22 protein-coding genes are annotated in these 21,720 nt (G+C 41.3%); 8 read left to right on the top strand and 14 right to left on the bottom strand.

What is annotated here, in order from left to right:
• Window positions 1-7: 7 nt before the first annotated feature.
• The 4 genes from ACKTT9_RS11400 to ACKTT9_RS11385 all read right to left on the bottom strand — a co-directional run bounded on the left by ACKTT9_RS11400 (window position 8) and on the right by ACKTT9_RS11385 (window position 4,752).
• Window positions 8-955: an ABC transporter permease gene (locus tag ACKTT9_RS11400; protein WP_407871638.1), complete on the bottom strand. Its 948-nt coding sequence runs from the start codon at window positions 953-955 to the stop codon at window positions 8-10.
• 208 nt (window positions 956-1,163) lie between these two features.
• Window positions 1,164-2,270, bottom strand: coding sequence for a Ger(x)C family spore germination protein (locus tag ACKTT9_RS11395; protein WP_407871637.1), 1,107 nt, complete (start codon window positions 2,268-2,270; stop codon window positions 1,164-1,166).
• Entirely contained in the window at window positions 2,267-3,673 is a 1,407-nt protein-coding gene (locus tag ACKTT9_RS11390) for a spore germination protein (RefSeq protein WP_407871636.1), read from the bottom strand. The genes ACKTT9_RS11395 and ACKTT9_RS11390 overlap by 4 nt, the downstream gene beginning before the upstream one ends.
• Complete coding sequence (locus tag ACKTT9_RS11385; RefSeq protein WP_407871635.1) at window positions 3,670-4,752, bottom strand: endospore germination permease; 1,083 nt, start codon at window positions 4,750-4,752, stop codon at window positions 3,670-3,672. Before ACKTT9_RS11385 ends, ACKTT9_RS11390 begins: the two co-directional genes overlap by 4 nt.
• Window positions 4,753-4,881: 129 nt before the next feature.
• Between ACKTT9_RS11385 and ACKTT9_RS11380 the strand changes: the two genes are divergently transcribed.
• Window positions 4,882-5,601 carry a hypothetical protein gene (locus ACKTT9_RS11380; RefSeq protein ID WP_407871634.1) on the top strand — a complete coding sequence of 240 codons (720 nt, stop codon included), beginning with the start codon at window positions 4,882-4,884 and terminating at the stop codon, window positions 5,599-5,601.
• On the opposite strand, the gene ACKTT9_RS11375 is transcribed toward ACKTT9_RS11380, so the two are convergent.
• Complete coding sequence (locus ACKTT9_RS11375) at window positions 5,559-6,758, bottom strand: FtsW/RodA/SpoVE family cell cycle protein (RefSeq protein ID WP_407871633.1); 1,200 nt, start codon at window positions 6,756-6,758, stop codon at window positions 5,559-5,561. The two genes, ACKTT9_RS11380 and ACKTT9_RS11375, sit on opposite strands and share 43 nt — an antisense overlap.
• A 279-nt stretch (window positions 6,759-7,037) precedes the next feature.
• Window positions 7,038-7,982 (bottom strand): aldo/keto reductase, encoded by a 945-nt coding sequence (locus ACKTT9_RS11370; protein ID WP_407871632.1) that lies wholly within the window; start codon window positions 7,980-7,982, stop codon window positions 7,038-7,040.
• Window positions 7,983-8,137: 155 nt separating this feature from the next.
• Here ACKTT9_RS11370 and ACKTT9_RS11365 point away from each other — a divergent pair, with 155 nt between their 5' ends.
• The gene (locus ACKTT9_RS11365; protein ID WP_407871631.1) at window positions 8,138-8,794 is read left to right on the top strand and encodes a TetR/AcrR family transcriptional regulator; all 657 of its coding nucleotides are present in this window, start codon (window positions 8,138-8,140) and stop codon (window positions 8,792-8,794) included.
• 247 nt (window positions 8,795-9,041) lie between these two features.
• Complete coding sequence (locus ACKTT9_RS11360; protein WP_407871630.1) at window positions 9,042-10,112, top strand: SDR family oxidoreductase; 1,071 nt, start codon at window positions 9,042-9,044, stop codon at window positions 10,110-10,112.
• A 48-nt stretch (window positions 10,113-10,160) separates the two neighbouring features.
• Here the strand turns inward: ACKTT9_RS11360 and ACKTT9_RS11355 are convergent, their stop codons facing one another.
• The 4 genes from ACKTT9_RS11355 to ACKTT9_RS11340 form a co-directional block, all read right to left on the bottom strand.
• Window positions 10,161-10,532, bottom strand: a complete 372-nt coding sequence (locus ACKTT9_RS11355) for a winged helix-turn-helix transcriptional regulator (RefSeq protein ID WP_407871629.1) — start codon at window positions 10,530-10,532, stop codon at window positions 10,161-10,163.
• A 354-nt stretch (window positions 10,533-10,886) separates the two neighbouring features.
• On the bottom strand, window positions 10,887-11,258 hold the full coding sequence (locus ACKTT9_RS11350; protein ID WP_407871628.1) for a hypothetical protein: 372 nt from the start codon (window positions 11,256-11,258) through the stop codon (window positions 10,887-10,889).
• Between the two features lie 535 nt (window positions 11,259-11,793).
• Window positions 11,794-12,081: an SUKH-3 domain-containing protein gene (locus ACKTT9_RS11345; protein ID WP_407871627.1), complete on the bottom strand. Its 288-nt coding sequence runs from the start codon at window positions 12,079-12,081 to the stop codon at window positions 11,794-11,796.
• Complete coding sequence (locus tag ACKTT9_RS11340; RefSeq protein ID WP_407871626.1) at window positions 12,078-12,239, bottom strand: SUKH-3 domain-containing protein; 162 nt, start codon at window positions 12,237-12,239, stop codon at window positions 12,078-12,080. The genes ACKTT9_RS11345 and ACKTT9_RS11340 overlap by 4 nt, the downstream gene beginning before the upstream one ends.
• Window positions 12,240-12,718: 479 nt before the next feature.
• Here ACKTT9_RS11340 and ACKTT9_RS11335 point away from each other — a divergent pair, with 479 nt between their 5' ends.
• Window positions 12,719-13,951: a M16 family metallopeptidase gene (locus ACKTT9_RS11335; protein ID WP_407871625.1), complete on the top strand. Its 1,233-nt coding sequence runs from the start codon at window positions 12,719-12,721 to the stop codon at window positions 13,949-13,951.
• Between the two features lie 338 nt (window positions 13,952-14,289).
• On the opposite strand, the gene ACKTT9_RS11330 is transcribed toward ACKTT9_RS11335, so the two are convergent.
• The gene (locus ACKTT9_RS11330; protein WP_407871624.1) at window positions 14,290-15,258 is read right to left on the bottom strand and encodes an aldo/keto reductase; all 969 of its coding nucleotides are present in this window, start codon (window positions 15,256-15,258) and stop codon (window positions 14,290-14,292) included.
• 292 nt (window positions 15,259-15,550) lie between these two features.
• Between ACKTT9_RS11330 and ACKTT9_RS11325 the strand changes: the two genes are divergently transcribed.
• Window positions 15,551-16,270: a DUF421 domain-containing protein gene (locus ACKTT9_RS11325; protein WP_407871623.1), complete on the top strand. Its 720-nt coding sequence runs from the start codon at window positions 15,551-15,553 to the stop codon at window positions 16,268-16,270.
• A gap of 96 nt (window positions 16,271-16,366) precedes the next feature.
• On the opposite strand, the gene ACKTT9_RS11320 is transcribed toward ACKTT9_RS11325, so the two are convergent.
• The 3 genes from ACKTT9_RS11320 to ACKTT9_RS11310 all read right to left on the bottom strand — a co-directional run bounded on the left by ACKTT9_RS11320 (window position 16,367) and on the right by ACKTT9_RS11310 (window position 19,291).
• A complete protein-coding gene (locus ACKTT9_RS11320) occupies window positions 16,367-17,761 on the bottom strand; it encodes a sulfatase-like hydrolase/transferase (protein WP_407871622.1) in 1,395 nt (464 codons plus the stop codon).
• A gap of 315 nt (window positions 17,762-18,076) precedes the next feature.
• Window positions 18,077-18,874, bottom strand: coding sequence for an arsenite methyltransferase (locus tag ACKTT9_RS11315; RefSeq protein ID WP_407871621.1), 798 nt, complete (start codon window positions 18,872-18,874; stop codon window positions 18,077-18,079).
• Window positions 18,875-18,934: 60 nt separating this feature from the next.
• Window positions 18,935-19,291: an ArsR/SmtB family transcription factor gene (locus ACKTT9_RS11310; RefSeq protein ID WP_407873014.1), complete on the bottom strand. Its 357-nt coding sequence runs from the start codon at window positions 19,289-19,291 to the stop codon at window positions 18,935-18,937.
• Window positions 19,292-19,571: 280 nt separating this feature from the next.
• Between ACKTT9_RS11310 and ACKTT9_RS11305 the strand changes: the two genes are divergently transcribed.
• From ACKTT9_RS11305 to arsC, 3 genes are read left to right on the top strand one after another with little or no spacing between them, the layout of a single operon-like run.
• Entirely contained in the window at window positions 19,572-19,895 is a 324-nt protein-coding gene (locus ACKTT9_RS11305; RefSeq protein WP_407871620.1) for an ArsR/SmtB family transcription factor, read from the top strand.
• 8 nt (window positions 19,896-19,903) lie between these two features.
• On the top strand, window positions 19,904-21,310 hold the full coding sequence (locus ACKTT9_RS11300) for an arsenic transporter (RefSeq protein ID WP_407871619.1): 1,407 nt from the start codon (window positions 19,904-19,906) through the stop codon (window positions 21,308-21,310).
• Window positions 21,289-21,717 (top strand): arsenate reductase (thioredoxin), encoded by a 429-nt coding sequence (arsC, locus tag ACKTT9_RS11295; RefSeq protein WP_407871618.1) that lies wholly within the window; start codon window positions 21,289-21,291, stop codon window positions 21,715-21,717. Before ACKTT9_RS11300 ends, arsC begins: the two co-directional genes overlap by 22 nt.
• The last annotated feature ends 3 nt before the right edge of the window (window positions 21,718-21,720 follow it).

Raw genomic sequence — 21,720 nt, 5'->3', positions numbered from 1 at the left:
AACCACCTCACCAAATTTGCCCATCGAATTTCTTGGCGAGCTTATTTGCAGCCAAAACTAATCCAAATCCGATGATAGCTTTAAACAATCCCACAGCAGTAGCCAAGCCAATCTTCAGACGCTCCAACCCTTCACGGTATACCCATGTGTCGATAATGTCGATCTTCTCTTGGTTAAAGCTATTCGCAAACATGAATATTTGGTCAAAACCAGCATCCAAAATATGGCTTAATTTAAGGATCAGCATCAGAATAATAACGCCTCGAATGCCGGGTAATGTGACGTGCCATAGCTGTCTCCACTTGGAAGCGCCATCCATTCGAGCTGCTTCATATAAGCTTGGATCAATTCCTGCCAATGCGGCGAGATACAATATCGCTCCCCAGCCAATATCCTTCCATATTTCAGATAAGATGATTAGCAGTCTACCCCAGGCAGGTTCCGTTAGAAAAGAAATCGGCCCAACACCATTTTCCTTCAAAATCATATTAAAAAGGCCATCTCCTGGGGCTAATAAGGCCACCATCAGTCCGTAAACAATGACCCATGAGAGAAAATGGGGCAAATACGTAATCGTTTGCACGATTTTTTTAAACCATTGGGTATACACTTCATTGAGAAGCAGGGCAAGTACGATGGGAGCGGAGAAACCGAACAATAACTTATACAGCGATATGATAATCGTATTTCTCATGATGTCCCAGAAATAAACGCCATTGATAAAATCCTTGAAATTCTTTAATCCCACCCATGGGCTGTCCCATAGTCCCAAAGCTAGGTTATAGTTTTTGAAGGCAATCATGATTCCCGCCATGGGAATATATTTGAATACGGCAAAGTAAACTAATGCCGGGAATAAGAGAGCATACAACACTTTGTACTTCTGTATCGTTCTTATCCATGAATTCCGCTTTCTGGGGAGGGGAATGGCACCCGCTGTCATTTTCGCTTGCATATCATCACCTCGTCTTCGTTTATATTTGTATAATAGCACCCCCCCTACGGATAAATTTCTGCAATTTCAAGAATTTCTTACAAGATATTAAGTACCTCAGAATAATCCTTTGCTCTGTCAGAGTAGAAAAAACAGGGAGCATCAGCCACGCGGCGTAATGCTCCCTGATCTTTGAACTCTCATTCTGTCTTTGCATCATACTTTAAAGTTATGCCTTCTTCAGCTCACCGGTATGTTGGATCTTAACTCGAACATCAATTCGATTTAGCGATGAAGAAGTAAGCTTAACATCTTGCCAGTTTTTGAACCTTTTTTTAAACATCGTATTTCTAAAATTGTATATATCCGCCTCGAGCTGTAATCCTTCCTCAAATGTCGATCGGAGTTCTTCTTTAATTTTCTCTTCTACTTCTTTTTCGATTTCCTGTTCGGATTGATGACTGTCAAGTAATTCAACAATGTTGCCTTTTACTGTAACTTCTATATTGAAAATTGTATTAACTCCTTGGCTCATGATGGATATCTTTGCCTTAGGTTTTTCGAGAGAGACTGTTGCAGATTGTACATCGACTGATGTTCTTGACGTCGCTTTCTCCATCCATCTTAGTCCCTTAAGTTGCGTATCGGCTATCCATCCTTGAAAGTCGTTTTTCCGAACGACAAACACGCCATTTATTTTCAATTTATTCTCGGATTTCTCCTCGGTCTGCCATGCGTTTTTATCAATAGTTAAGGTAGGAACGATAGCCGTATCTCCTGGCTCATTCAGATGAATTTGATATTCTTGCGCAAGCAGAGGTTTAATGAACGATTTCTGACGATAATTATCTTCCGGCTCGCTAAGAATGTTCGTAATGGGAGACATTTGAAAAAATGAGGGGGTTTTAAAGATTTCCTCAATAGACTCCTTTGTGCCGAATATCCATGGGGTGTACCTGAATTCCCGATATCTCTTTAAATTATCAAAGTATTCGTCACCCCCAGCTTGAATCGCGCTTTCGGTAAACAGATAGGCACGAACATGACTCCAATACAACCTTCTTTGAACCGTATCGTAAAGATTGCCTAATGCCAAAGAGAGGGTTTTCCCTTTTCCTTTTCCAACATACACGCGCGGCCCGCTCCCTCCTCCTGCATTTTCCGCCTTAGCTACATTACTGAAAGATACCGTTTGAATGTACACTTCATAAAGATTATCTTTGTGATCAACCCCTATAGCAGAAACGTAAAGCAAATCTTGAATATTCTTATTGTCCCAACAACCGGAGACACACAACATACAACAAATCGTAACGAGGAGTACCACAGGTTTCATTGTCTTTCCCCTTGTGATGTAGAATCAGTCGTTTGTAATGCGCTCGGTCTTTTGCTTTTGGATTTGAAAGGGCGGTTGAATAGCGCTAATATAGACGCTCTTATATTGAGCTCAGCAATTGGAGACCAGTAAGATATACCGAAAGATGTTAGCGTAGAGGTGTATGCCACCATTGAAATCAAACCGATAAAAAATCCGTATATCCCCAAAAATGAAGAGATGAGCAACATATAGATTCGAATAAGGGTGACGGTACCTGTTAAGGATTGATTGACCAGCGTAAACGATGCAACAGCAGTCGCTGCAGTCACCATTAGCAGGGCGGATGAAGCAAGTCCAGAACGAATCGCAGCATCTCCAATAATAAGTCCTCCGACGACCGTTACCGTCTGTCCAACCGGTTTCGGCAGACGAATGCCGGCTTCACGAAACAATTCAAATAATCCCAAAATTAACAGGTTCTCAATCGTCGCTGAATAGGGAATGCCAATTCGTGCAACAGAAATCGTTGCCAGTAATGGGAAAGGAATTTGGTCGATATTATAGCAAGTCAATGAAATATAGAATCCAGGAAGAAACATAGCCGTCACTAAACCGACCAGACGTAAGATGCGTTGTAAAATCGTGTAATAGTAAGCGGAATGAACATCTTCAGGAGATTTTAATAGCTCTGTAAGATTAGTTGGACCGATGATTGCCATTGGAGATCCGTCGACGAGGATAACAAATCTGCCACGCAACAGCGCTTCTGCTGCAAAGTCAGGCCTTCCTATTGAATCCACTAAGGGAAAGATGGAGTCACTCGAATCACTTAAATATTCCTCCAGCTGCGCACACCCAATAATCGTGTCCACATCGATTTGGGCAATGCGACGCTTCACTTCCGTAACAAACTCAGGGTTGATAATATCCTTGATATATAGAATCGCTAGGCCTGCGTTCCCTCTTTTGCCCACAATGAAGTGCTCATATTGAAGCGAAGTGCTTTTCATTCGTTTACGAATAAGAGCGACGTTGGTGATCACTTCTTCCGTAAATCCATCACGCGGTCCACGAATCGATATTTCGCTGATGGATTCTTCCGTTTGGCGCTTAGGAGGGTTGGCAATATTTATTTCATACATGGTGCAACTTTCATTCTCATGGATAAAATAGATGATCACATTACCTGAAAATACACTCTGTTCAATCTGACTGAGTTCGGCACGTTCGTCTAGAAGCTTTAACACATCGTTTTGAATCAGTTCTGATATCCGTGGAAGTATATTTTCATTTAGCTGTTTACTATCCACCATACCTTCGCAATAAATGACCTGCGCAGCCCCGCGCTTTTGAAATTTCACGTCATAGCAGGAAGAAAAAATAGCTCTGATATCCGCTTCTTTTGCATTTCTAATGTTCATATTACACCTTTCTTTCTTGTTGAAAGGTACGCAAGTATCATCCAGCAAAAAATAGACAATGTAGATAGAGGATAGAAATAGAATTTCGTGAAAGCTAGAAAATCGCTATCGTTGATTTGAAACTGTGTAAGGATAAATAAGACAGTTGTAAATAAGATAATCGCTATTTTTTTATGCTGCTGCTTGGTAGTTAGCAAATCACTAAATAAAAACATCCCTAAACTGATGTGAATAGCGCTAGTACTAAGCCACTGGTATATGGATAAAAAATCAAGATGCTCCACGAAACTGCTTATTCTGACCAGCCGCCACTGAGTAAAGAGAGGAAACCGCTGTTTTTCTGCTTCGTAGGGGCCGAATATCGTTAACATACTCACGACAGCATTCATGATAAAAAAAGAAACAATAAAGAACAGTGCTACAAAGTGCTTCCATTTCAAGCTGCCTTGTATATGAGGTGATAATAATAACAACAGAAACAATTCCATACCGTACCTGAAGGTCGTTACAGCCCCTTCAAAAATAGGCCGTGCCCCCTCGCTTGCTAAAGGCAACAGAAGTTCCAAATGTCTATTTTTAAAAGTAAATAAGGTCATAAATAAGATCAGTGTTGCGAGAATCGGGAATAGCACGGAAAATGAGATCGCGATCGGCTTGATACCTTTCACTGCTAAATAGGCACAAACGAGCAGTAAGGGCAAGGATATCGCCCAAATAGGCGTAAAGGGTAAAATCATGGATTTGACCCATGTCACAATATTTTTGTGAACAATAAAAAGCTCACTGAACAAGTAAATGGCAATCCAACTTCTCACTCCCCAAGCAATGAAACTCCCCATTTTAAGTTCTAGCAGCTGGAGGAAGGATTGGTTAGGCGCCAGCTTATTTACAATTCGATAAATCCCAATAATAAATAAAAAACATGCTGTGCATCCTACAAAGCTGCTGAGAAACGCATCGCGTTTTGCATCCTCTATTAAAATAATTGCTCCTGAAATTTGGGCCAAAGAAAAAATTCCGCTCATACATAAAATATAACCATGTAAGGGACTGATCTTGGGATTGGCAAACGATGACATCGAATTCACCTCCTGCCCATATAATTTCCCACAACATAATTTTCCATTCCAAAATAGATGTCGATTCAGATTTACATTTCTTAAGAAATGACAGCATAGAATGTATCATTTAAATAGGAGGAGAAAGAAATGGCCAAGCGAAGGAAAAAGTCATCTGTAGTGGGGTCCCAAACGAAAGCAGCGAAGGAAGTAAAAATTAGTTCCACACCTCATGCTCCACTTAAAGAAGGAGCCTCTGGATCTTACAGCAACAGCGCAATTGCCATGATGCCGCCTGGACAATCGGTCCCTGCATCGAAACAGGAACAAGCCCTCGCCATTAAAATAGCGAGGGCGATGCTTTCTGGCCCACGGCACATCACTAAAGATGCAACCGTTGCGGAAATGAATGCGGATGGAAGACTAATCATCCTACGCCAAGGCACTAACCATTGGATATGCTTTCCCGGGGATGAGAACCAGATCGGCAATCCCCCGATGTGCGCCGATCCAATGGGACTGCAATGGATCATGGATCTCAAGGCCAAGAAGCCGCAACCCACGAACATGGCTCCTGGCCTCATCTATATGCTGTGCGGTGCCACGCAGCATAGCAACACTGATCCGTTTGATACAACAAGCCTGCCAATCCCGATTGGTCCGCACTGGATGATCATTTGGCCTTTTGACGCCAAGAATGCCGGACTGCCCAACACCGTCAGAGACGCAGGCGCCTGGGTGATGTTCGATGGCACACCTTACGCCTATCTGCACATCTGCGGCACACCCTGGTCCGGTAATGTGTACAATGTGATGAACCCAGGCGATCAGATGCCAGTTTGGACCATGGAATATGGCTTGCGATCATAGGAAACGTCAATATCATCAATATCTATGTCATCATAGATTTTTATACTTAGAACAAAGCCTATCGATACCATGTTAATCAACAGCGAGGTGCCTCCATAGCTGATAAAAGGAAGGGTGATGCCCGTAATTGGCATGATACCTATCAGCATCCCGATGTTTTCGAAAACTTGAAACAAAAACATAGCGGAAATCCCACCAATGATGTAGATGCCTGTTTGGCTGCGAATGCTTAGTGCGATAATGATCATACGATAAATGAGAACAAAATAAAGGATGAGCAGCACCGATGCTCCTATAAATCCAAATTCTTCTCCGATTACAACGAATATGGAATCTGCATAGGTGTATGGAACCTGACCACTCTGGACTGAAGTTCCTTGAAGATAGCCATCTCCCTTTAGCGAGCCTGATCCGATTGCTGTAACCGATTTTTTCATGTGATAGGTTGCTTTTTCAGAAGCCAGTTCTGGTAAAAGGACGGCATCCACCCTATCCAACCAGTACTCTTTATGTTTGGATGCCATGAATTCTTTTATTTCCACATGGTAATGGATATAGCTCCAGATGGAGCTTAAGCTTACGATTATCATAATGACTAGACCTATCCAAGCATGTTTGTAGTTCATGTGCCCGAACCAACAAACCACAATAAAAATAACCAAATACGCGATGGAGTTACCGAGGTCTGGTTGCATGAGAACCAAGAGAAAAGGAACTAATGTTATAAAACCCATTGGAAGTATTTCCTTAAAAACGCTAAGCGTCTCGACTTTTCTTTTAGATAGAAAGTACGATAAACACAAAATTAAAATGAGCTTACAAAGCTCTGCTGGTTGAAAGCCAATCCCACCAGGAAGAATGAACCACCCCTGAGCATTGTTGATCGTATCCCCTTTAAAAAACAATAAAACCAGCAGTCCCACCCCAATGAAATAGTACATCGGTGAAAAGCGCAATAAGAGCTTGTAGTTAAAAAATAGCATTATAAATAAGACAATAAACCCAAACCCGTAATAATACATCATTTTAATATAGGATTGGGAATAGTCTGGTTGAGTCTGTGTTGCGCTATAGATGCAGAATATACTGGTGATCATTAAGATGAACAACAGCAACAAAATAATGACATCCAGCCCTTTAATTATTCTTTTCAACATGAAACCTAATTGCGTTCTTCCGAGGAAATTCTCAATAATGAACCACCTATTTCTGGATATGTTAAGTAAGCTCATTAAATATAAGATAAACTGTTTAATAAAAAAGTGGGGTATTTATTAAATTTTCCTTAAATTTCCCAGTTGGAAGTTTTAGAACTTTTGTTGCAGTAAATTACTTAATATGAAAAAAGAGCAGCCGCGATGCAGGCTCCTCTTTTAAATGTTCTCAGTTAGCTCAATCATGACTAACAAATAATGTATTACAACATGCCGATTGTATTACATTCCTGGATAACGTCCACCGAATGCTTTTGGGCTAACGGCATCAATGCGTGCTAGATCCTCAGAAGTAAGTACAATATCGACTGCTGCAGTATTTTCTTCTAGATACTTGCGGCGTTTTGTTCCGGGAATCGGCAACGCACCTTTTGCTATTGTCCAAGCTATTGCCAGCTGCACAATGGAACAATTCTTTTCTTTGGCGATTTCGTTTAGTTTGTCGACGACATCAACGTTTTTCTGGAAGTTCTCCCCTTGGAAACGCGGTAGATTTCTGCGAATGTCATCCTCTTTCAAATCCTCAAATTTACGAAGTTCACCGGTAATAAAACCTCTGCTTAGAGGGCTGTACGCAACAAACGTGATTCCCAGTTCGTTGACGGTAGGAATGATTTCTTCTTCAACATCACGACTCCAAAGTGAGTATTCCGTTTGAAGTGCAGTAATTGGATGTACGGCGTGCGCCCTGCGAATATTCGCAGCATCTGCTTCCGAAAGACCAAGATATCGCACCTTACCAGCCTTAACGAGGTCAGCCATTGCCCCCACCGTCTCTTCAATAGGTACATTGGGATCGACGCGGTGCTGGTAGTAAAGATCGATATAGTCAAGATTAAGACGACGGAGGCTCTCATCAATTGCTTTCTTTACGTAATCCGGGTGCCCACCGATGAACTCCCAATTCGGTCCAAATGTGAATTTCGTAGCAACAATCGCTTGTTCTCTACGACCCTCAAGCGCTTTGCCGAGAAGTTCCTCATTATGCCCGTTTCCGTACGTATCGGCGGTATCCAGCAGTGTCACACCAAGATCCAGCGCGCGGTGAATGGTCTTGATGGATTCTTCATCATCAATCGTGCCGTAAATGCCTGGTGACATCCCCATCAAGCCTAATCCAATCGAAGAAACATCAAGTCCAGTATTACCCAGCTTTCTTGTATTCATGATAGATCACCTCTCTTTTTGTTAAATAACCTACGCTGATCATCATATCATACACTTTCTACAAAATAAACAATAAATGAGTTTTATGTCTACTTTGTAATCTGTGTATGATATTTTATGAATAACAGGTATAATGAATGCGAGGGGGTAATGATTTGAACACAGATAAAAAGCATGAGATCCGGGCTAAGCTCGTTATGAAGCTGATTCCTTATTTGCGAAAGAATGGGCTTCAATCCATACGGATGGAGGAAATCGCCAAAGTAATGGAGGTTAGCAGGGCAACCTTATACAAGTACTTTTCGACAAAAGAAGAAATAATCGGTTTCATCGTAGCCGGTTTTATTGAATATATGAATGAGCTGACCAGCTCCCACGTTGATTCGGATCAAAGTTTCGGCGCCCGATTTCAGCAAATATTTGAGCAGTCCGTATCACTTGTCGAATATTTCACGGACATTTTTATAAAAGAACTCGAAACCAGCTATCCCGAATGGTACGATCGATTTAATGAAGCGATGAAGCGCCGAGAACAGTATCTATTGGCTTTCTATGCGGAAGGCATTCAAAAAGGGATTTTCAATGAAATTAGCGGCAGGTTGCTTATTGCTCAAGATGAGATTCTTCGTGGCATGTTCAACGTAAAATACCTCATGACGAATCACTTGACGGTTCAGCAGATTTTGACTGATTATTATCAATTAAAGAAATTTCAGTTGTTTAAGCCTGAAAAGCTTGCGGCAATTGATGATGCTGCCATGGGACAGAAAATTGCATATTTAACTCAAAAGATCACCAAAAATCTTTATTAACGACAATAAAACAAACAAAAGAGGCTCCTAGGAGCCTCTTTTGTTTCCATGTTAAATAACCTCGTTAGCGTGGAAAAAGCAGCCAATCATCATGGCCGGTTGCCGCGCCGATACCTGCTCCGATAATAAATCCCTGATTTATTTCCTAATTGTTACTTTCAAGTAACTATGTGAGTTGAAAGTGCGTACTTTTCTTCAGTTCTCCTCCCATTCATAATAAACGCTATAAGAGAAGGAGGAATGCCTTATGAAACCAGATGAAATGAAAGCAAGTAAAACCGCTCTTGTCGTTGGAGCAAACGGAGTGATCGGACGGAATCTGATCGATTACCTGATAACACTCCCTGAATGGAATATCATTGGTGTTTCGAGACGTGGCGGTGTGAACAGCGATCGGTTACGATATGTGGCGGCAGACCTTCTAAATGAAGAGGATACCTTGGCGAAGCTGGGCAATCTAACCTCGGTCACACATATCTTCTATGCTGCTTATCAAGATCGCCCTACATGGGCCGAACTGGTTCCGCCTAATTTAGCCATGCTTGTAAATGTGGTCAATGTGATCGAACCGATCGCCCCAAACCTTGCGCACATCAGTCTAATGCAAGGCTACAAAGTGTACGGCGCACATCTCGGTCCATTTAAAACACCGGCACGGGAGACGGATGCCAACCATATGCCTCCCGAATTCAATATCGACCAACAGCAATTCCTTGAACAACGTCAGCCGGGAACTGAGTGGACCTGGTCGGCCCTTCGCCCGTCAGTCGTTAGTGGGTTTGCATTGGGAAATCCAATGAACCTAGCGATGGTTATTGCGATCTATGCTTCCATGTCAAAGGAACTGGGTCTGCCGCTTCGTTTTCCAGGGAAGCCTGGTGCGTATAACAGCCTGCTAGAAATGACCGATGCAAACTTACTGGCTCGCGCAACAGTCTGGGCGGCAACTGATGAACGTTGCGCGAACCAGGCATTTAACATTACGAACGGCGACTTGTTTAGATGGAATGAGCTTTGGCCGAAAATCGCGGACTTTTTCGAAATCGAGACCGCCCCTCCGTTACCGATGGCTTTAGAGGTAGTCATGGCTGACAAGGAAGTTCTATGGAACTCCATGGTGGAGAAATATGATTTAATGAGGAATACCTATGAGGACGTTTCTTCCTGGCGGTTCGGGGACTTCGTGTTCTCTTGGGATTATGACTTTTTCTCGGACAGCTCGAAATCTCGCCGTTACGGCTTCCATGAATTCGTCGATACGGAAAAGATGTTTATGGACATCTTTGAACAATTCCGTCAACGCAAGATCATTCCATAAATTGAGGATACCGGTTCCTTATTAATAGGGACCGTTTTTTTATTTATCCTATTCGTCCGTTTGCGGCGGTTCAAATAAGACCGTTCCTCTATCGCCGTATACCTTTTCGATATGCGTATCTCCCCATCTGCACATAAGATGAAGGATTTCTTTCAGGCTCCAGCCGTAGTCCGTTAACTCATACTCGACCTTTGGCGGCACTTGGTTATAAGAAATACGTATCACGATTCCATCATCTACTAATTCTCCTAGCTGCTGAGTCAGCACCTTCTGCGTCATGGCAGGCATCAGGCGCTTCAGTTCTCCATTACGCCTTTTTCCGAATGTTAGATGGAATAGAATAACCGGCTTCCACTTGCCTCCGATCACTTCAAGAGTGGCTTCTACCGCAGTGTTATAAATTTTATCGGGCTCTTGCATAATCGAAAATCCCCCCTGTAACCTGCGGAATCATCATCGATCTTAATGTCCACACCTTTTTTAAAATGAATTCGAGGCATTAGTCTCCCTTTCCTGCCAACTGATCAGCTGCCGTAGTATTGTTTTGAATTATTGTTTCCGATAGCGTAACGAGGTTGGGATAATATCCACGAAATGCCTCGGGCAGTCCGAGAAGCCTTAAGCGCGCAGCGTGGATACGCCGTTATCTGAAGGATGGATATTCTAATTAGCTAAAATAGTCTTGTAATAATAATTCATTTATAAGTACTGACAACTAAGGTTACCGAGGGAGCTTAATGCTTTACAATGATTCGACGAGAGCTTTTTGTGAATTTATACATTTAACATATCCCAATTACAGATAACATACCAAAGTTGAAATGAAAAAATAATAAGATAACTTACATTTACAAGGAAACAAACTATAAGACTATTTATTCCTCTACGATACTCTTCTCTGCTAATTTGTTCATTTTTATAATCGGCTTTCATCCTATTTGTTTTTTTGATTAGTGTCATTAATTCAATACCACCCATAATCCCCCACAGTAAAGTAAAGACTAAAAAGACTGCGCTAAAAGTTGATAAAAGCATTTTTGAACCTGGGTCTTTTGCTAACCTAAAAGCGATATTAACCAATATCGTGAAAATAAGTATACAAAATCCTATTAAACTCAAATATGGTCTAATCTTATATGATGTCATAGTATTTCCCCTCTTTGATACTTTTCCATATTTGAGGTATTCGTCAAGTAATTTAACTATCCTCCCGTTAGCATGGAAAAGGCAGCCGATCGTCATGGACGGCTACCGCGGTGCCTTTATTCAACTATAGTTTCCCGCTAGTTGAGTAACTAAGGTGTTAATCATCGGTTGATGTATCATCATCACTTAAAGAAATATCTGTTGCATTTGAGTCATCAATTTCTTTCTTACCGTAGATCAGAGCTAATATAACCAATAAAATTAGAAATCCAAGGGCAATTTTTAGGTATAAATTCATAATGCTCCTTTTAATGTTCTGACCTTTGAGCTTTAAAAATTCAACATCTGGTTAAATTATCGTGCCCTTTACTTTAATGAACAAAAAAGTAACCCACAGCAACGGGCTGTGGGTTATAACTATTTATATTTTAAAGGGGGTCAGTTTTATTATAGGCTTGATTCATTAAAGCCATATGAAAATAAGATTTCATTCTTGTTACATTTACTCAACTAACGTTCCCAGTTAGTTGAGCGATCATGGGCTTAATTGTACTGTCTCACTACCAGAACATAATACATTTATTGCCTCATAATAGTTACAACCAAGCAAAGTTAAATAATCATCAAATGCCCCGTAAATCTTTCCTGATTCCGATATCATCAAGGTTAAATGTTCTGAATATGCTTCACCAATGACCACAAGAGATTCAAATATTTGCTCTTCGTACACTTCTACACGCTCTCTATAGATATTGTTGATAGCACGTAGTGGGTCAAAATGCATTCGATCAGTTTGCTCGGAGACTCTGTAAGGGGGAATCAATACTTCAAGCCCCCAAACTGTGATAAAAATACAGCAGCATGTTCATAGAAAATGTACAGCTCATTCTTCAATGCCTGTTCATAGTGATTAATACTTATTTTTCGACTAAGGCTCCACCCAGATTTCATCATCACTTCAAATGCTGTCTGATTTAGCAAGATATCCCCCCCTCTTAGTAGATAAAATTTTTTCTACAGACTTACTGTATTTCCTACCCAAACACGAATCTTGATACCGCGCTACACTGCCCTTTAGCTTATTAGACTGTGCTGCAGTCTGGTTTCATGGAGTTCTCGTATCCTTAAGGATAATAAAGCAATCCGTTGATTGCTCTAACTCATCATTTACAAATGCCCTATAACGGACAAGCACTCTCCTGATAACTTCATCATATCTTTAAATAACCCAAAAACGCTCATAATCAGTTTGGAATTCATGAATCCTACCTTTATTACACGTTTGTAACATCTATATTGAAGAGTGCATGATCCTGATTTCCTCATTCGACTCGAACATACCAACGCTCCTACAGGTATGAACCAAAATAGTGTAATATAGATATATATTAGCATGAAAGCCAGATACGAAGGTTTCCTCCAGAAAATTCATAATACAAAAAGTAAAGGGGGATCTGCGCATGGAGATCATGACATTAAAAAATCATTTACAAGTCGTGCTGAAGCCAGATTCGACCTCGCGCAGTGCGGTCTTTGCCTACGCGATTAAAGCAGGATGCAACATGGAAGTAGGCTTCCCTTCCGGGACTGCTCATTTTCTCGAACATATGCTCTTTAAAGGCAGCGCCACGAAAACGGCAAAAAAGATTAACCAGGACGCAGCGGACCTCGGCACGCTTCCCAATGCCTATACCTCGGAGGATGAAACCAAGTACTACATCCAGGTGCAAAGCAAGTACGGCATGGAGGCGCTTGATCTTCTATCGGACTTTTTTTGGCAGCCGGCGATCCCGGAAGAAGAAATCGAAAAAGAAAAACAGGTCATCATCGAAGAAATTCATATGTATGCCGATCAACCGTCTTCGGTTTCCGGCGAGGTGCTCGAAGGTCTGTTGAAGCGAAGCTCGCTTCTGGGTACTAAGAAAAGCCTGCGGAAGATCAAGCGCTCACATCTCCTTCAGTTTTATAATGCATACTATCACACAGGCGCTGTGATCTTTGTAGCGACGGGCAATTTTGATGAATTTGCGGTGCTCTCCTATTTGGAACGCCTAAAAGTTCATCAGCCGAAGGATCGTGCCGAGCAGGAGAGGCGTGAATATGATCTGCAACAAAAAGAGGCGGTTGTCAAACGAAGCGTCAAACAGGCGCATATTTCATGGGCAATTCCGGTAGCAGGTTATGCGAGCGGTGATGAGCCGGCGCTTGAAGTTATTGCCACGATTTTAGGAGCTCATGGAAATACGTCTTCTCGTTTGTATGATGAGATTCGTGAAGAAAAGGGACTCGCGTATGCGGTCGATGTGGATTACGAGTCTTTTCATGACCGCGGCTACCTTTTGGGATATATAGGACTGCCGGCAACGTACGTAAAAGAGGGAAGAGAAATTCTGTTTAAGCACCTGGCGGATCTGGAGACAAGTCTCGTCAGTGCTGCGGAGCTCCGCCGCTCCATTGCCTGTTTGACCGGACAGCTGGCAATCGGTATGGATGATGTGCTCACTCAAAATGATTCTCTGAGTTATAGCACACTGTATGGACTGGAGTTTGATGTTGATGCTTTCGTAGCCAAAGTAGAGGCGGTGAGCGCAGATGAGGTACTGCGGGTGGCGCAGAAATATGCCTTGGCTAGGAACGTCTATATGGCATCCGTGGTGCCGAAGACATGGAGCGCCATCGAACAACTTTCTTAAAACCCTGTTAAAATTCGGTGTGATTTTACAATATGGAATCACAACTGAACAACTAATATTGGATTTTTATTAAATACAACTTCTCTTATTGATAATACAGCCGTGTTCTCCGAATCATTGAATTTCCATTTCTTCTTTATCATTTAACTATTAAACTCCCTGTAACAAGACCCTTTTTGTTTGAATTAATCTGCCCGTTAGGTGAGCAAATGGCAGCTGAATCCTCGGATATCATATCAAAAAGCGATAGTCAGAGGCGATCGGCACAACGAGAATAGAAATAAGGCGTGATCATCCGATCCGCCTTATTTTTTCAGTAATATTAAAATTCGGGTTACTTATCGGTTGTATCCAAAACGTGTTCCTGCTAATGAACGCCATACGTCTTCGCATTTCAACAGAGTCTCGGCATCCAGCGGTTGCCCCTCAATCGACGCAATATTCTGCTCGATTTGGGCTAATCGGCTTACTCCAGAGATGATACTCGTTACGGATTCTTGCGCGGAGCACCACTTCATCGCAAGTTGCAGGATACTCAATCCACATTCCGCAGCAATTTGAGTAAGCTTGTCTACTGCGGCAAAATTCTCATCTGACCAATACCTGTTAAAGTATGTTTGATTATTGGCAAATCGAGTATTTTCCGCAGGCTGACCCGGCTTATGTTTACCGGCCAGTAACCCCCCGGCAATAGGGTTATAGATGACCATGCCCACGTCATGCGCTTTTAAAAAAGGAACGAGTTCTGTTTCTATGCCGCGGGTAATAGGGTTATAGACATTCTGAGTGATTATGGGTGCGATATAATTGCGTTTGTCGCAGATAGACAACATATCAGCGACTTGCCAAGCGGCATAGTTGCTGACACCAATATATCGAATTTTCCCCGCTTTTACCAAAGATGACATCGTTTCAAGTGATTCTTCGATACTTGTATCGTTGTCTGGCGCATGCATATAGTAGATGTCGATATAATCAGTATCCAATCTCATTAAGCTAGCATCAACAGCAGATAGAATGTTTCGGCGACTTAATCCAGCGTTATTAGGGTTTTTACCCATAGATCCGCGTACCTTTGTCGCAAGAATAATCTCATCACGCCTCCCTTTGAGACCTTTGCCGACGATCTTTTCGCTTTCACCCTGATTATACGAATTTGCAGTATCAAAAAAATTAATGCCATGCTCAAATGAGTAATCCATGATTTTAAGACTATCAGCTTCGCTTGTTTGCCCTCCGAACATCATGGTTCCAAGACTTATCTTGGAAACTTTAAGACTTGTTTTTGACAAGTTATTATACTGCATAGGATGGCCTCCTTCATTTATCATCGATTTTAGAATACACCATATCCAGTGTTCCAAAAAGTAGTGATATTATTGTTACTTAGTTACTTTAACTTAACTAATTTGCCCGTCGTGCAGTGAAGGGTTACAGCGCGTCACACCATTCGGTGTTTCAACTATTGTTCCCCCGTAGCATTCACCTTTAAAGTGCTGGTGCAGAAAGAATCTGAGTGAATTACGACAAAAAAACAATATAAATAAATGAAATAATTCATGGGAAAATTGGGGAATTTATTCTTATAGGGGGAAGAATATGGAGGAATTCATTCAAGTTATCATAAGAACGATTGCGGCATTTATTATTATTATGATCGTTGCTAGGATATTGGGAAAACAAACAGTCTCACAAATGACTTTTCATGATTTTGTAGCCGCAATAACATTAGGAGCAATTACTGGAAACTTAGCATTTAACACAAAAATAAATCATTGGAATCTTTTAGCCTCCCTATTGTTATTCAGTGGTATTGCATTTATCGTCACATTCATCTCATTAAAAAGCAGGAAGTCAAGGAAATGGCTGTCTGGCCGGCCCACAATTGTTATTGAAAATGGAAAAATTCTTGAAGATAATCTAAGAAAGCTGCATCTTACATTGGATACTTTGAATCAAGAATTACGGGAGAAGGATATTTTTGATATTCAGGAAGTTGAATTCGCGGTTCTTGAGTTAAATGGAAGATTATCCGTATTAAAAAAACCTGAATTTCGCCAGGTTCTAATGAAGGATATACCCAGATTTAATGGACAAAAAGAGACGAAAACGACATTTCCAGTTGAACTGATCATGGATGGTATAATGGTTCATGAAAATTTAGAACAAAATCAGATCTCCGAATCTTGGATAAATAATGAATTAGAAAAAAGAAAATTGACTCTAAGAGAAGTATGCTACGCCGTAAAGGGGACGAATGGCAAATTATATTTTGATTTATACATGGATAAAATTAAAAATCCAATAAATAGGGAGTAATACGTAATAATATAATTTAGTCAATAAGACAACTACAAAAAACCTCTTGTTTAACAAATCTCGTCAAGCAAGAGGTTATGGGTGCCAATTGACACCTTATCTCGAACGTGTTGTAATGATTGGTTCATGTTCTCCTGCATGTACCATACGCTTTTTTAACCGAAAGGCCATTTCAGCACGCAATTCCAAATAGGCAGGGTCATCCACAAGATTATGCCGCTCATGCGGATCTGACGCAAGATCATAAAGAAAGTCTTCTTCGTAAATCTCACTAGCCGCAGCATTCCAGCCATCCCGATTAGGAGCCTTAACCGCATATTTCCAATGATCCGTTCGTATTCCGCGTCCAATAATGCCAGGGCTAATTTGAAAAAAAACGTCATCCGGCCATTGATCGGCGTTCCCCTCAATGAGGAGCTGCAGTGGAAGTCCCTTTATATCTAAAGGCAGAGTAGCTCCACCTGCTTGCATAATCGTAGGAGGAAGATCGATCAGACTAACAAGTTCTTTGATCACTCGACCGCCGGTAAAGCCTGGACCATGTGCAATAAGAGGTATCCGAATCGAAGCGTCATGACATGTATCCTTCGCCCCTTTATTTCGCGTTCCGAAATGACAACCATGATCACTTGTGAAAATTAAAATCGTATGTTCTGCCATTCCTAGCCGATTGAGCTCCTCCTCAATTCTCCCAATGTTCTGATCCAAACTGTGTACACAGGCCAAATAGCGTGGGTATTCCTTCCTCCAACCGTCCTTCAACCAACTTGCTTCATCCTTAGTTCCTACGAGATCTCCTGGCTCAACGTAGTCCTGAAAGTTCTCCTCCATTCCGATCGGAGCATCGTGGGTAGATTGATCATTCTGCCAATGCGGTTCGATGTAAGACAGAAAGAGAAAAAATGGCTTCTCCATCGTCCGCGTCCTCAAATAATCCAGCGCAAAATCAGTTTGTGCATCGACTCGATACATACCTTCAGGAAAAAAGACTTTTTTCATATTTGCATCATACATATAACCGCCATAACCATTCGAGGTTTCTTCTAGATGGTCAGCCCCAAGCCAGTAGTCTTTGTAACCTCCGCGCCTTTCAGGTGGGATTGGCGAAGTTCCACATTCAAACGGTTCCTGCTGACCTGGACGATTAGTAGGTGCAGCATAAGATTCATTCGTGGAGGATAAGTGCCATTTGCCGATATAACCGACTTCATATCCTGCATCAGACATGTTGTGGGCCAAAGTTCTCTCATCAAACGGTAAGGCGATATCTAGCGTATAACATCCAGTCTCTGTAGCATATTTTCCAGTCTGAAGACATGCTCGGGCAGGTGTACAAAGCGGTTGATTCGTGAATGCGTTTTCAAATCTAACGCCTTTCTCGGAAATTTTGTCCAAATTCGGTGTGACATTCAATTCTTGACCATAACACCCCATACTATCCCAACGTTGCTGATCGCTTAAAATAAAAATAATATTAGGTTGTCGTTGCATGCTTATATCCCCCTAATTTGACAAGCTTATGACGAGAAAAAACGACATGAATAACCTACTAACACATAAAAACTTGATTAAACAAGGTTTCGTTGTAAGCAGTCTCATATCGTTCGTTATACGGATGGTCAGCCCGACAATGGGTTGCCACAGTTTTATAATAGTATTGAATTCTCCTGTATATTACCAAATCGAAAATGAACGTGCAACGGAATATTTAAAGTGACGGCAGCAGAGGCATTCATGTGGAGCTTACACGAATCTTAGTTATGGATTATCGCCGCAATCATAATGATCACGGCTTTTAATTTTCTTCTATTTAATGGCTTTGATTATTGCCGACTGAATATAGTTTTCTACGTCAGCCCCCGGCACCCAATCCTTAATAAATTCTCGAGAATCATCTTTAGGTTCAACAACAATGCTTTGAAATCCGCTTCTTTGCAGGTATAGCATGACTTCATCAATTGTAGAGGCACCTGATACGCAGCTAGCGAGTGAATGAAGGTCACTTTTTAACTCTTCTGGAAGTTCGGAAGTCATTACCACATCGGAAATAGCCAAGCGACCGCCTGGTTTTAAAACACGAAAAGCTTCACTGAATACTTGCTCTTTATCCGGTGACAAATTAATAACACAGTTTGAAATAATAACATCAATGGAATCATTCAGGATCGGCAAATGCTCAATTTCACCAAGACGAAACTCTACATTTTCATATCCATGACTTTGAGCATTTTGACGTGCACGACTAACCATTTCTGGCGTCATATCGACTCCATAAACTTTACCCGTTTCTCCTACTTGTCTAGAAGCTAAAAAAACATCAAATCCTGCACCACTGCCCAAATCAAGTACAACTTCTCCCGATTTTAGTGACGCTATTGCTTGAGGATTTCCACATCCCAAACCGAGATTTGCACCATTTGGAACAACAGTAAGTTCTTCATTTGAGTAACCTAATTTGGAGGAAACCTCATCAGGAGTGTTGCAACAGCTTGTTGTTAGTGAAGTGGAGGAGCAACAACTTGCACTAGGATTGCTCTCAACGGCAATCTGTTTATAGCGATTGCGAACATGTTGACGTACCTCATCATTTTGAACCTGACTCATGAGTCATCTCTCCTTTGCTATATCAAGAAATATTGATTAATACTTGAGTTAAAAACCCACTTACGTGGGCTGCGAGCAACATCCGCTTGATTGATTTTCGTTTTTTCGGAAAATACAGCATAATTCTGGTGAAAGCAATCGGTTAACCTCTGCATGGTTTAATTCATAATAACTCCAAGTTCCTTTGGTCTCTTTCGTGATCAGATTAGCATCAAGCAGTATCTTCAGATGGTATGATAATTTTGACTGTGGCATGTTAACGATGTCAACCAAATCACAAACGCAGACACTGCCTTTTTGAGTAAGCTCATACATGATTTGCAACCGTTTCTGATCTGCTAAAGCTTTAAACTGGAGTTCATATTTCGAAAAATCAACTTGACTCTCCACACTCGAGAAAATAGGAACCTCTTTCATCATTTTTAACTTCCCCTTTAGCAACTATAAGAACTCAAAATCGCACCTGTCACCTTAAATCAATTTTATTTGATGAAATGATCTTAACATATTATAATTGGAATATTCAAGGATTAAATCAAATTATTTTGATTTAATCGATTAGAGTTTACAAAACCTTAACTTTTATATATAACTAAATAATTATATAATCATTTACAATTCAACGTGACGTCATACAGAAGAAAGGAATTAAACTCTTAAAAGGCTTGAATGTGCCCATTTAAAGGAGCGTGTAATTTTGCCCGATATTGAACAATTATCTGAGGTGTGTAAGCTGCTGGGGGACAAAATGAGATTAACGATTCTTTCTCTGCTCAAAGAACGTGAACTATGTGTATATGAGCTTGTTGAACTCTTGCAAACCAGTCAGCCCAATGTGAGCCAGCACATGCGAAAACTGAAAGCCGGTGGTTTAGTAAAAGAGGCCAAAAAGGGTCAATGGGTTTTTTATTCGCTAAACATTGGGGATAAACCCTTTTTGAACGAATTTTTTCAGCACCTGCCATCCCAAAAAGAAAAAGTAGATACCATCTCTTGTGCAGATCTAAATTGTTGTGATTAGGAGGAAGTATGACTTCCATTGCGGTACTTATTTTTCTTATTACGTTAACTTTTGTTATTTGGCAGCCTAAGGGTCTCAACATTGGATGGTCCGCTTCTGCCGGCGCAGTCCTTGCTCTTATTTTCCAGGTCGTTTCTTTCCACGACGTACTGACGGTAACATCCATCGTTTGGAATGCCACACTCGCTTTTGTCGCGATTATTCTCATTTCCTTAATCTTAGACACTATTGGATTTTTTGAATGGGCTGCCTTGCATATGGCGCGAATTGCGAAAGGCAATGGAAGACTCATGTTTGTTTATGTCATTTTGTTAGGAGCGGCAGTTGCTGCATTTTTCGCCAATGATGGTGCAGCGTTAATTCTCACGCCAATTGTATTAGCGATGGTCCGAGCGTTGAAGCTGCCGGATAAAATGATTTTGCCCTTCATCATGGCAAGTGGTTTCATTGCAGATACAACTTCTTTGCCATTGATTGTCAGCAACTTAGTGAACATCGTGTCTGCCGATTTCTTCGGCATCGATTTTGTCACTTATGCAAGCCGCATGATTGTCACGAGCCTATTTTCATTAGGCGCAAGTCTGGTGGTCCTTTACGTTTTCTTTAAAAAGGACATTCCTACGAATTACGATATGAAACAATTAAAGCCACCTTCAAATGCCATCAAAGATCTTAAGCTGTTCATAATGTCATGGGTTATCCTTGGTGTCCTTCTCGTCGCATATGTATGCAGCGGATTTATTAAAATCCCTGTTTCCATCATCGCAGGAGTCGTAGCACTGGTCTTCATTTTGATGGCTAGATCCAGTAAAGTGATCGAAACAAAACGAGTGATTAAAGATGCTCCTTGGGCTGTCGTCATATTCTCTATCGGTATGTATGTCGTCGTTTATGGTCTGAAAAATGTCGGTCTCACCGACGCCCTGGGAAATGTGATTGAGGACTTAGCAGAACAAGGATTATTTGTAGCAACAGTGGGAATGGGCTTCTTGTCTGCTATTTTGTCCTCCATCATGAATAACATGCCCACTGTTATGATCGATGCTCTAGCCATTAAAGGTACGAATACAGATGGAATTATTCGAGAAGCATTGGTTTACGCCAACGTTGTCGGAAGCGATCTTGGACCTAAAATAACACCGATTGGGTCACTCGCAACCCTTTTATGGTTGCATGTTTTATCTACGAAAGGTGTAAAAATCACGTGGGGCAATTATTTTAAGACAGGAATTATGCTTACCGTCCCAACACTTTTGATTACTCTGATAGGGCTATATTTATGGCTTCACGTTATTCATACAACTAGTGTGAATATTTGGTTGTTAATTGCTGCGATTGCAGTCATTGTGGTGATCGCCGCGCTGATCATAAAAACAAAAGGAGAAATGAAACCATGGAGAACAAAAAACCGTTAGTATATTTTCTTTGCACAGGAAACTCTTGCCGCAGCCAAATCGCTGATGGATATTTGAAAGTCTTAGGCGGGGACAAATACGAAGTGAAGAGTGCGGGCTTGGAAGCCCACGGATTAAATCCACGTGCAGTAGCAACCATGAAAGAAGATGGTATCGATATCTCGAACCATACTTCCGATGTCATTGATAACGAGCTTCTAGGTCGCGCTGATTACATTATTACATTGTGCGGTCATGCTGACGAGCACTGCCCTGTTGTCCGTAATGATAAGGCTCAAAGATGGCACTGGGGCTTTGACGATCCCGCCATAGCAACTGGGACGGAAGTAGAAATCACAGCAATATTCCGTGAAGTGCGTGAATCCATTAAGAGCCGGATCGAACAATTTGTAAAAGAAGGCAAGTAAAAT

The organism is Paenibacillus sp. P36 (assembly GCF_045866505.1).
In the GTDB taxonomy this organism is placed as follows: Bacteria; Bacillota; Bacilli; order Paenibacillales; family NBRC-103111; genus Paenibacillus_E; species Paenibacillus_E chondroitinus.
Note: the sequence above shows the minus strand (reverse complement) of the source record. Positions and strands in the feature narration are given on the sequence as shown.

Coding starts and splice junctions, on each gene's coding strand:
- ACKTT9_RS11310 (WP_407873014.1), bottom strand. CDS start 19,291: ATGAAAGAGGTTCCTATTTTCTCGAGTGTGGAGAGTCAAGTTGATTTT.
- ACKTT9_RS11350 (WP_407871628.1), bottom strand. CDS start 11,258: ATGACATCATATAAGATTAGACCATATTTGAGTTTAATAGGATTTTGT.
- ACKTT9_RS11395 (WP_407871637.1), bottom strand. CDS start 2,270: ATGAAACCTGTGGTACTCCTCGTTACGATTTGTTGTATGTTGTGTGTC.
- ACKTT9_RS11335 (WP_407871625.1), top strand. CDS start 12,719: ATGGAGATCATGACATTAAAAAATCATTTACAAGTCGTGCTGAAGCCA.
- ACKTT9_RS11385 (WP_407871635.1), bottom strand. CDS start 4,752: ATGTCATCGTTTGCCAATCCCAAGATCAGTCCCTTACATGGTTATATT.
- ACKTT9_RS11380 (WP_407871634.1), top strand. CDS start 4,882: ATGGCCAAGCGAAGGAAAAAGTCATCTGTAGTGGGGTCCCAAACGAAA.
- ACKTT9_RS11300 (WP_407871619.1), top strand. CDS start 19,904: ATGACTTCCATTGCGGTACTTATTTTTCTTATTACGTTAACTTTTGTT.
- ACKTT9_RS11370 (WP_407871632.1), bottom strand. CDS start 7,982: ATGAATACAAGAAAGCTGGGTAATACTGGACTTGATGTTTCTTCGATT.
- ACKTT9_RS11315 (WP_407871621.1), bottom strand. CDS start 18,874: ATGAGTCAGGTTCAAAATGATGAGGTACGTCAACATGTTCGCAATCGC.
- ACKTT9_RS11390 (WP_407871636.1), bottom strand. CDS start 3,673: ATGAACATTAGAAATGCAAAAGAAGCGGATATCAGAGCTATTTTTTCT.
- ACKTT9_RS11355 (WP_407871629.1), bottom strand. CDS start 10,532: ATGCAAGAGCCCGATAAAATTTATAACACTGCGGTAGAAGCCACTCTT.
- ACKTT9_RS11360 (WP_407871630.1), top strand. CDS start 9,042: ATGAAACCAGATGAAATGAAAGCAAGTAAAACCGCTCTTGTCGTTGGA.
- ACKTT9_RS11320 (WP_407871622.1), bottom strand. CDS start 17,761: ATGCAACGACAACCTAATATTATTTTTATTTTAAGCGATCAGCAACGT.
- ACKTT9_RS11325 (WP_407871623.1), top strand. CDS start 15,551: ATGGAGGAATTCATTCAAGTTATCATAAGAACGATTGCGGCATTTATT.
- ACKTT9_RS11330 (WP_407871624.1), bottom strand. CDS start 15,258: ATGCAGTATAATAACTTGTCAAAAACAAGTCTTAAAGTTTCCAAGATA.
- ACKTT9_RS11400 (WP_407871638.1), bottom strand. CDS start 955: ATGCAAGCGAAAATGACAGCGGGTGCCATTCCCCTCCCCAGAAAGCGG.
- arsC (WP_407871618.1), top strand. CDS start 21,289: ATGGAGAACAAAAAACCGTTAGTATATTTTCTTTGCACAGGAAACTCT.
- ACKTT9_RS11375 (WP_407871633.1), bottom strand. CDS start 6,758: ATGTTGAAAAGAATAATTAAAGGGCTGGATGTCATTATTTTGTTGCTG.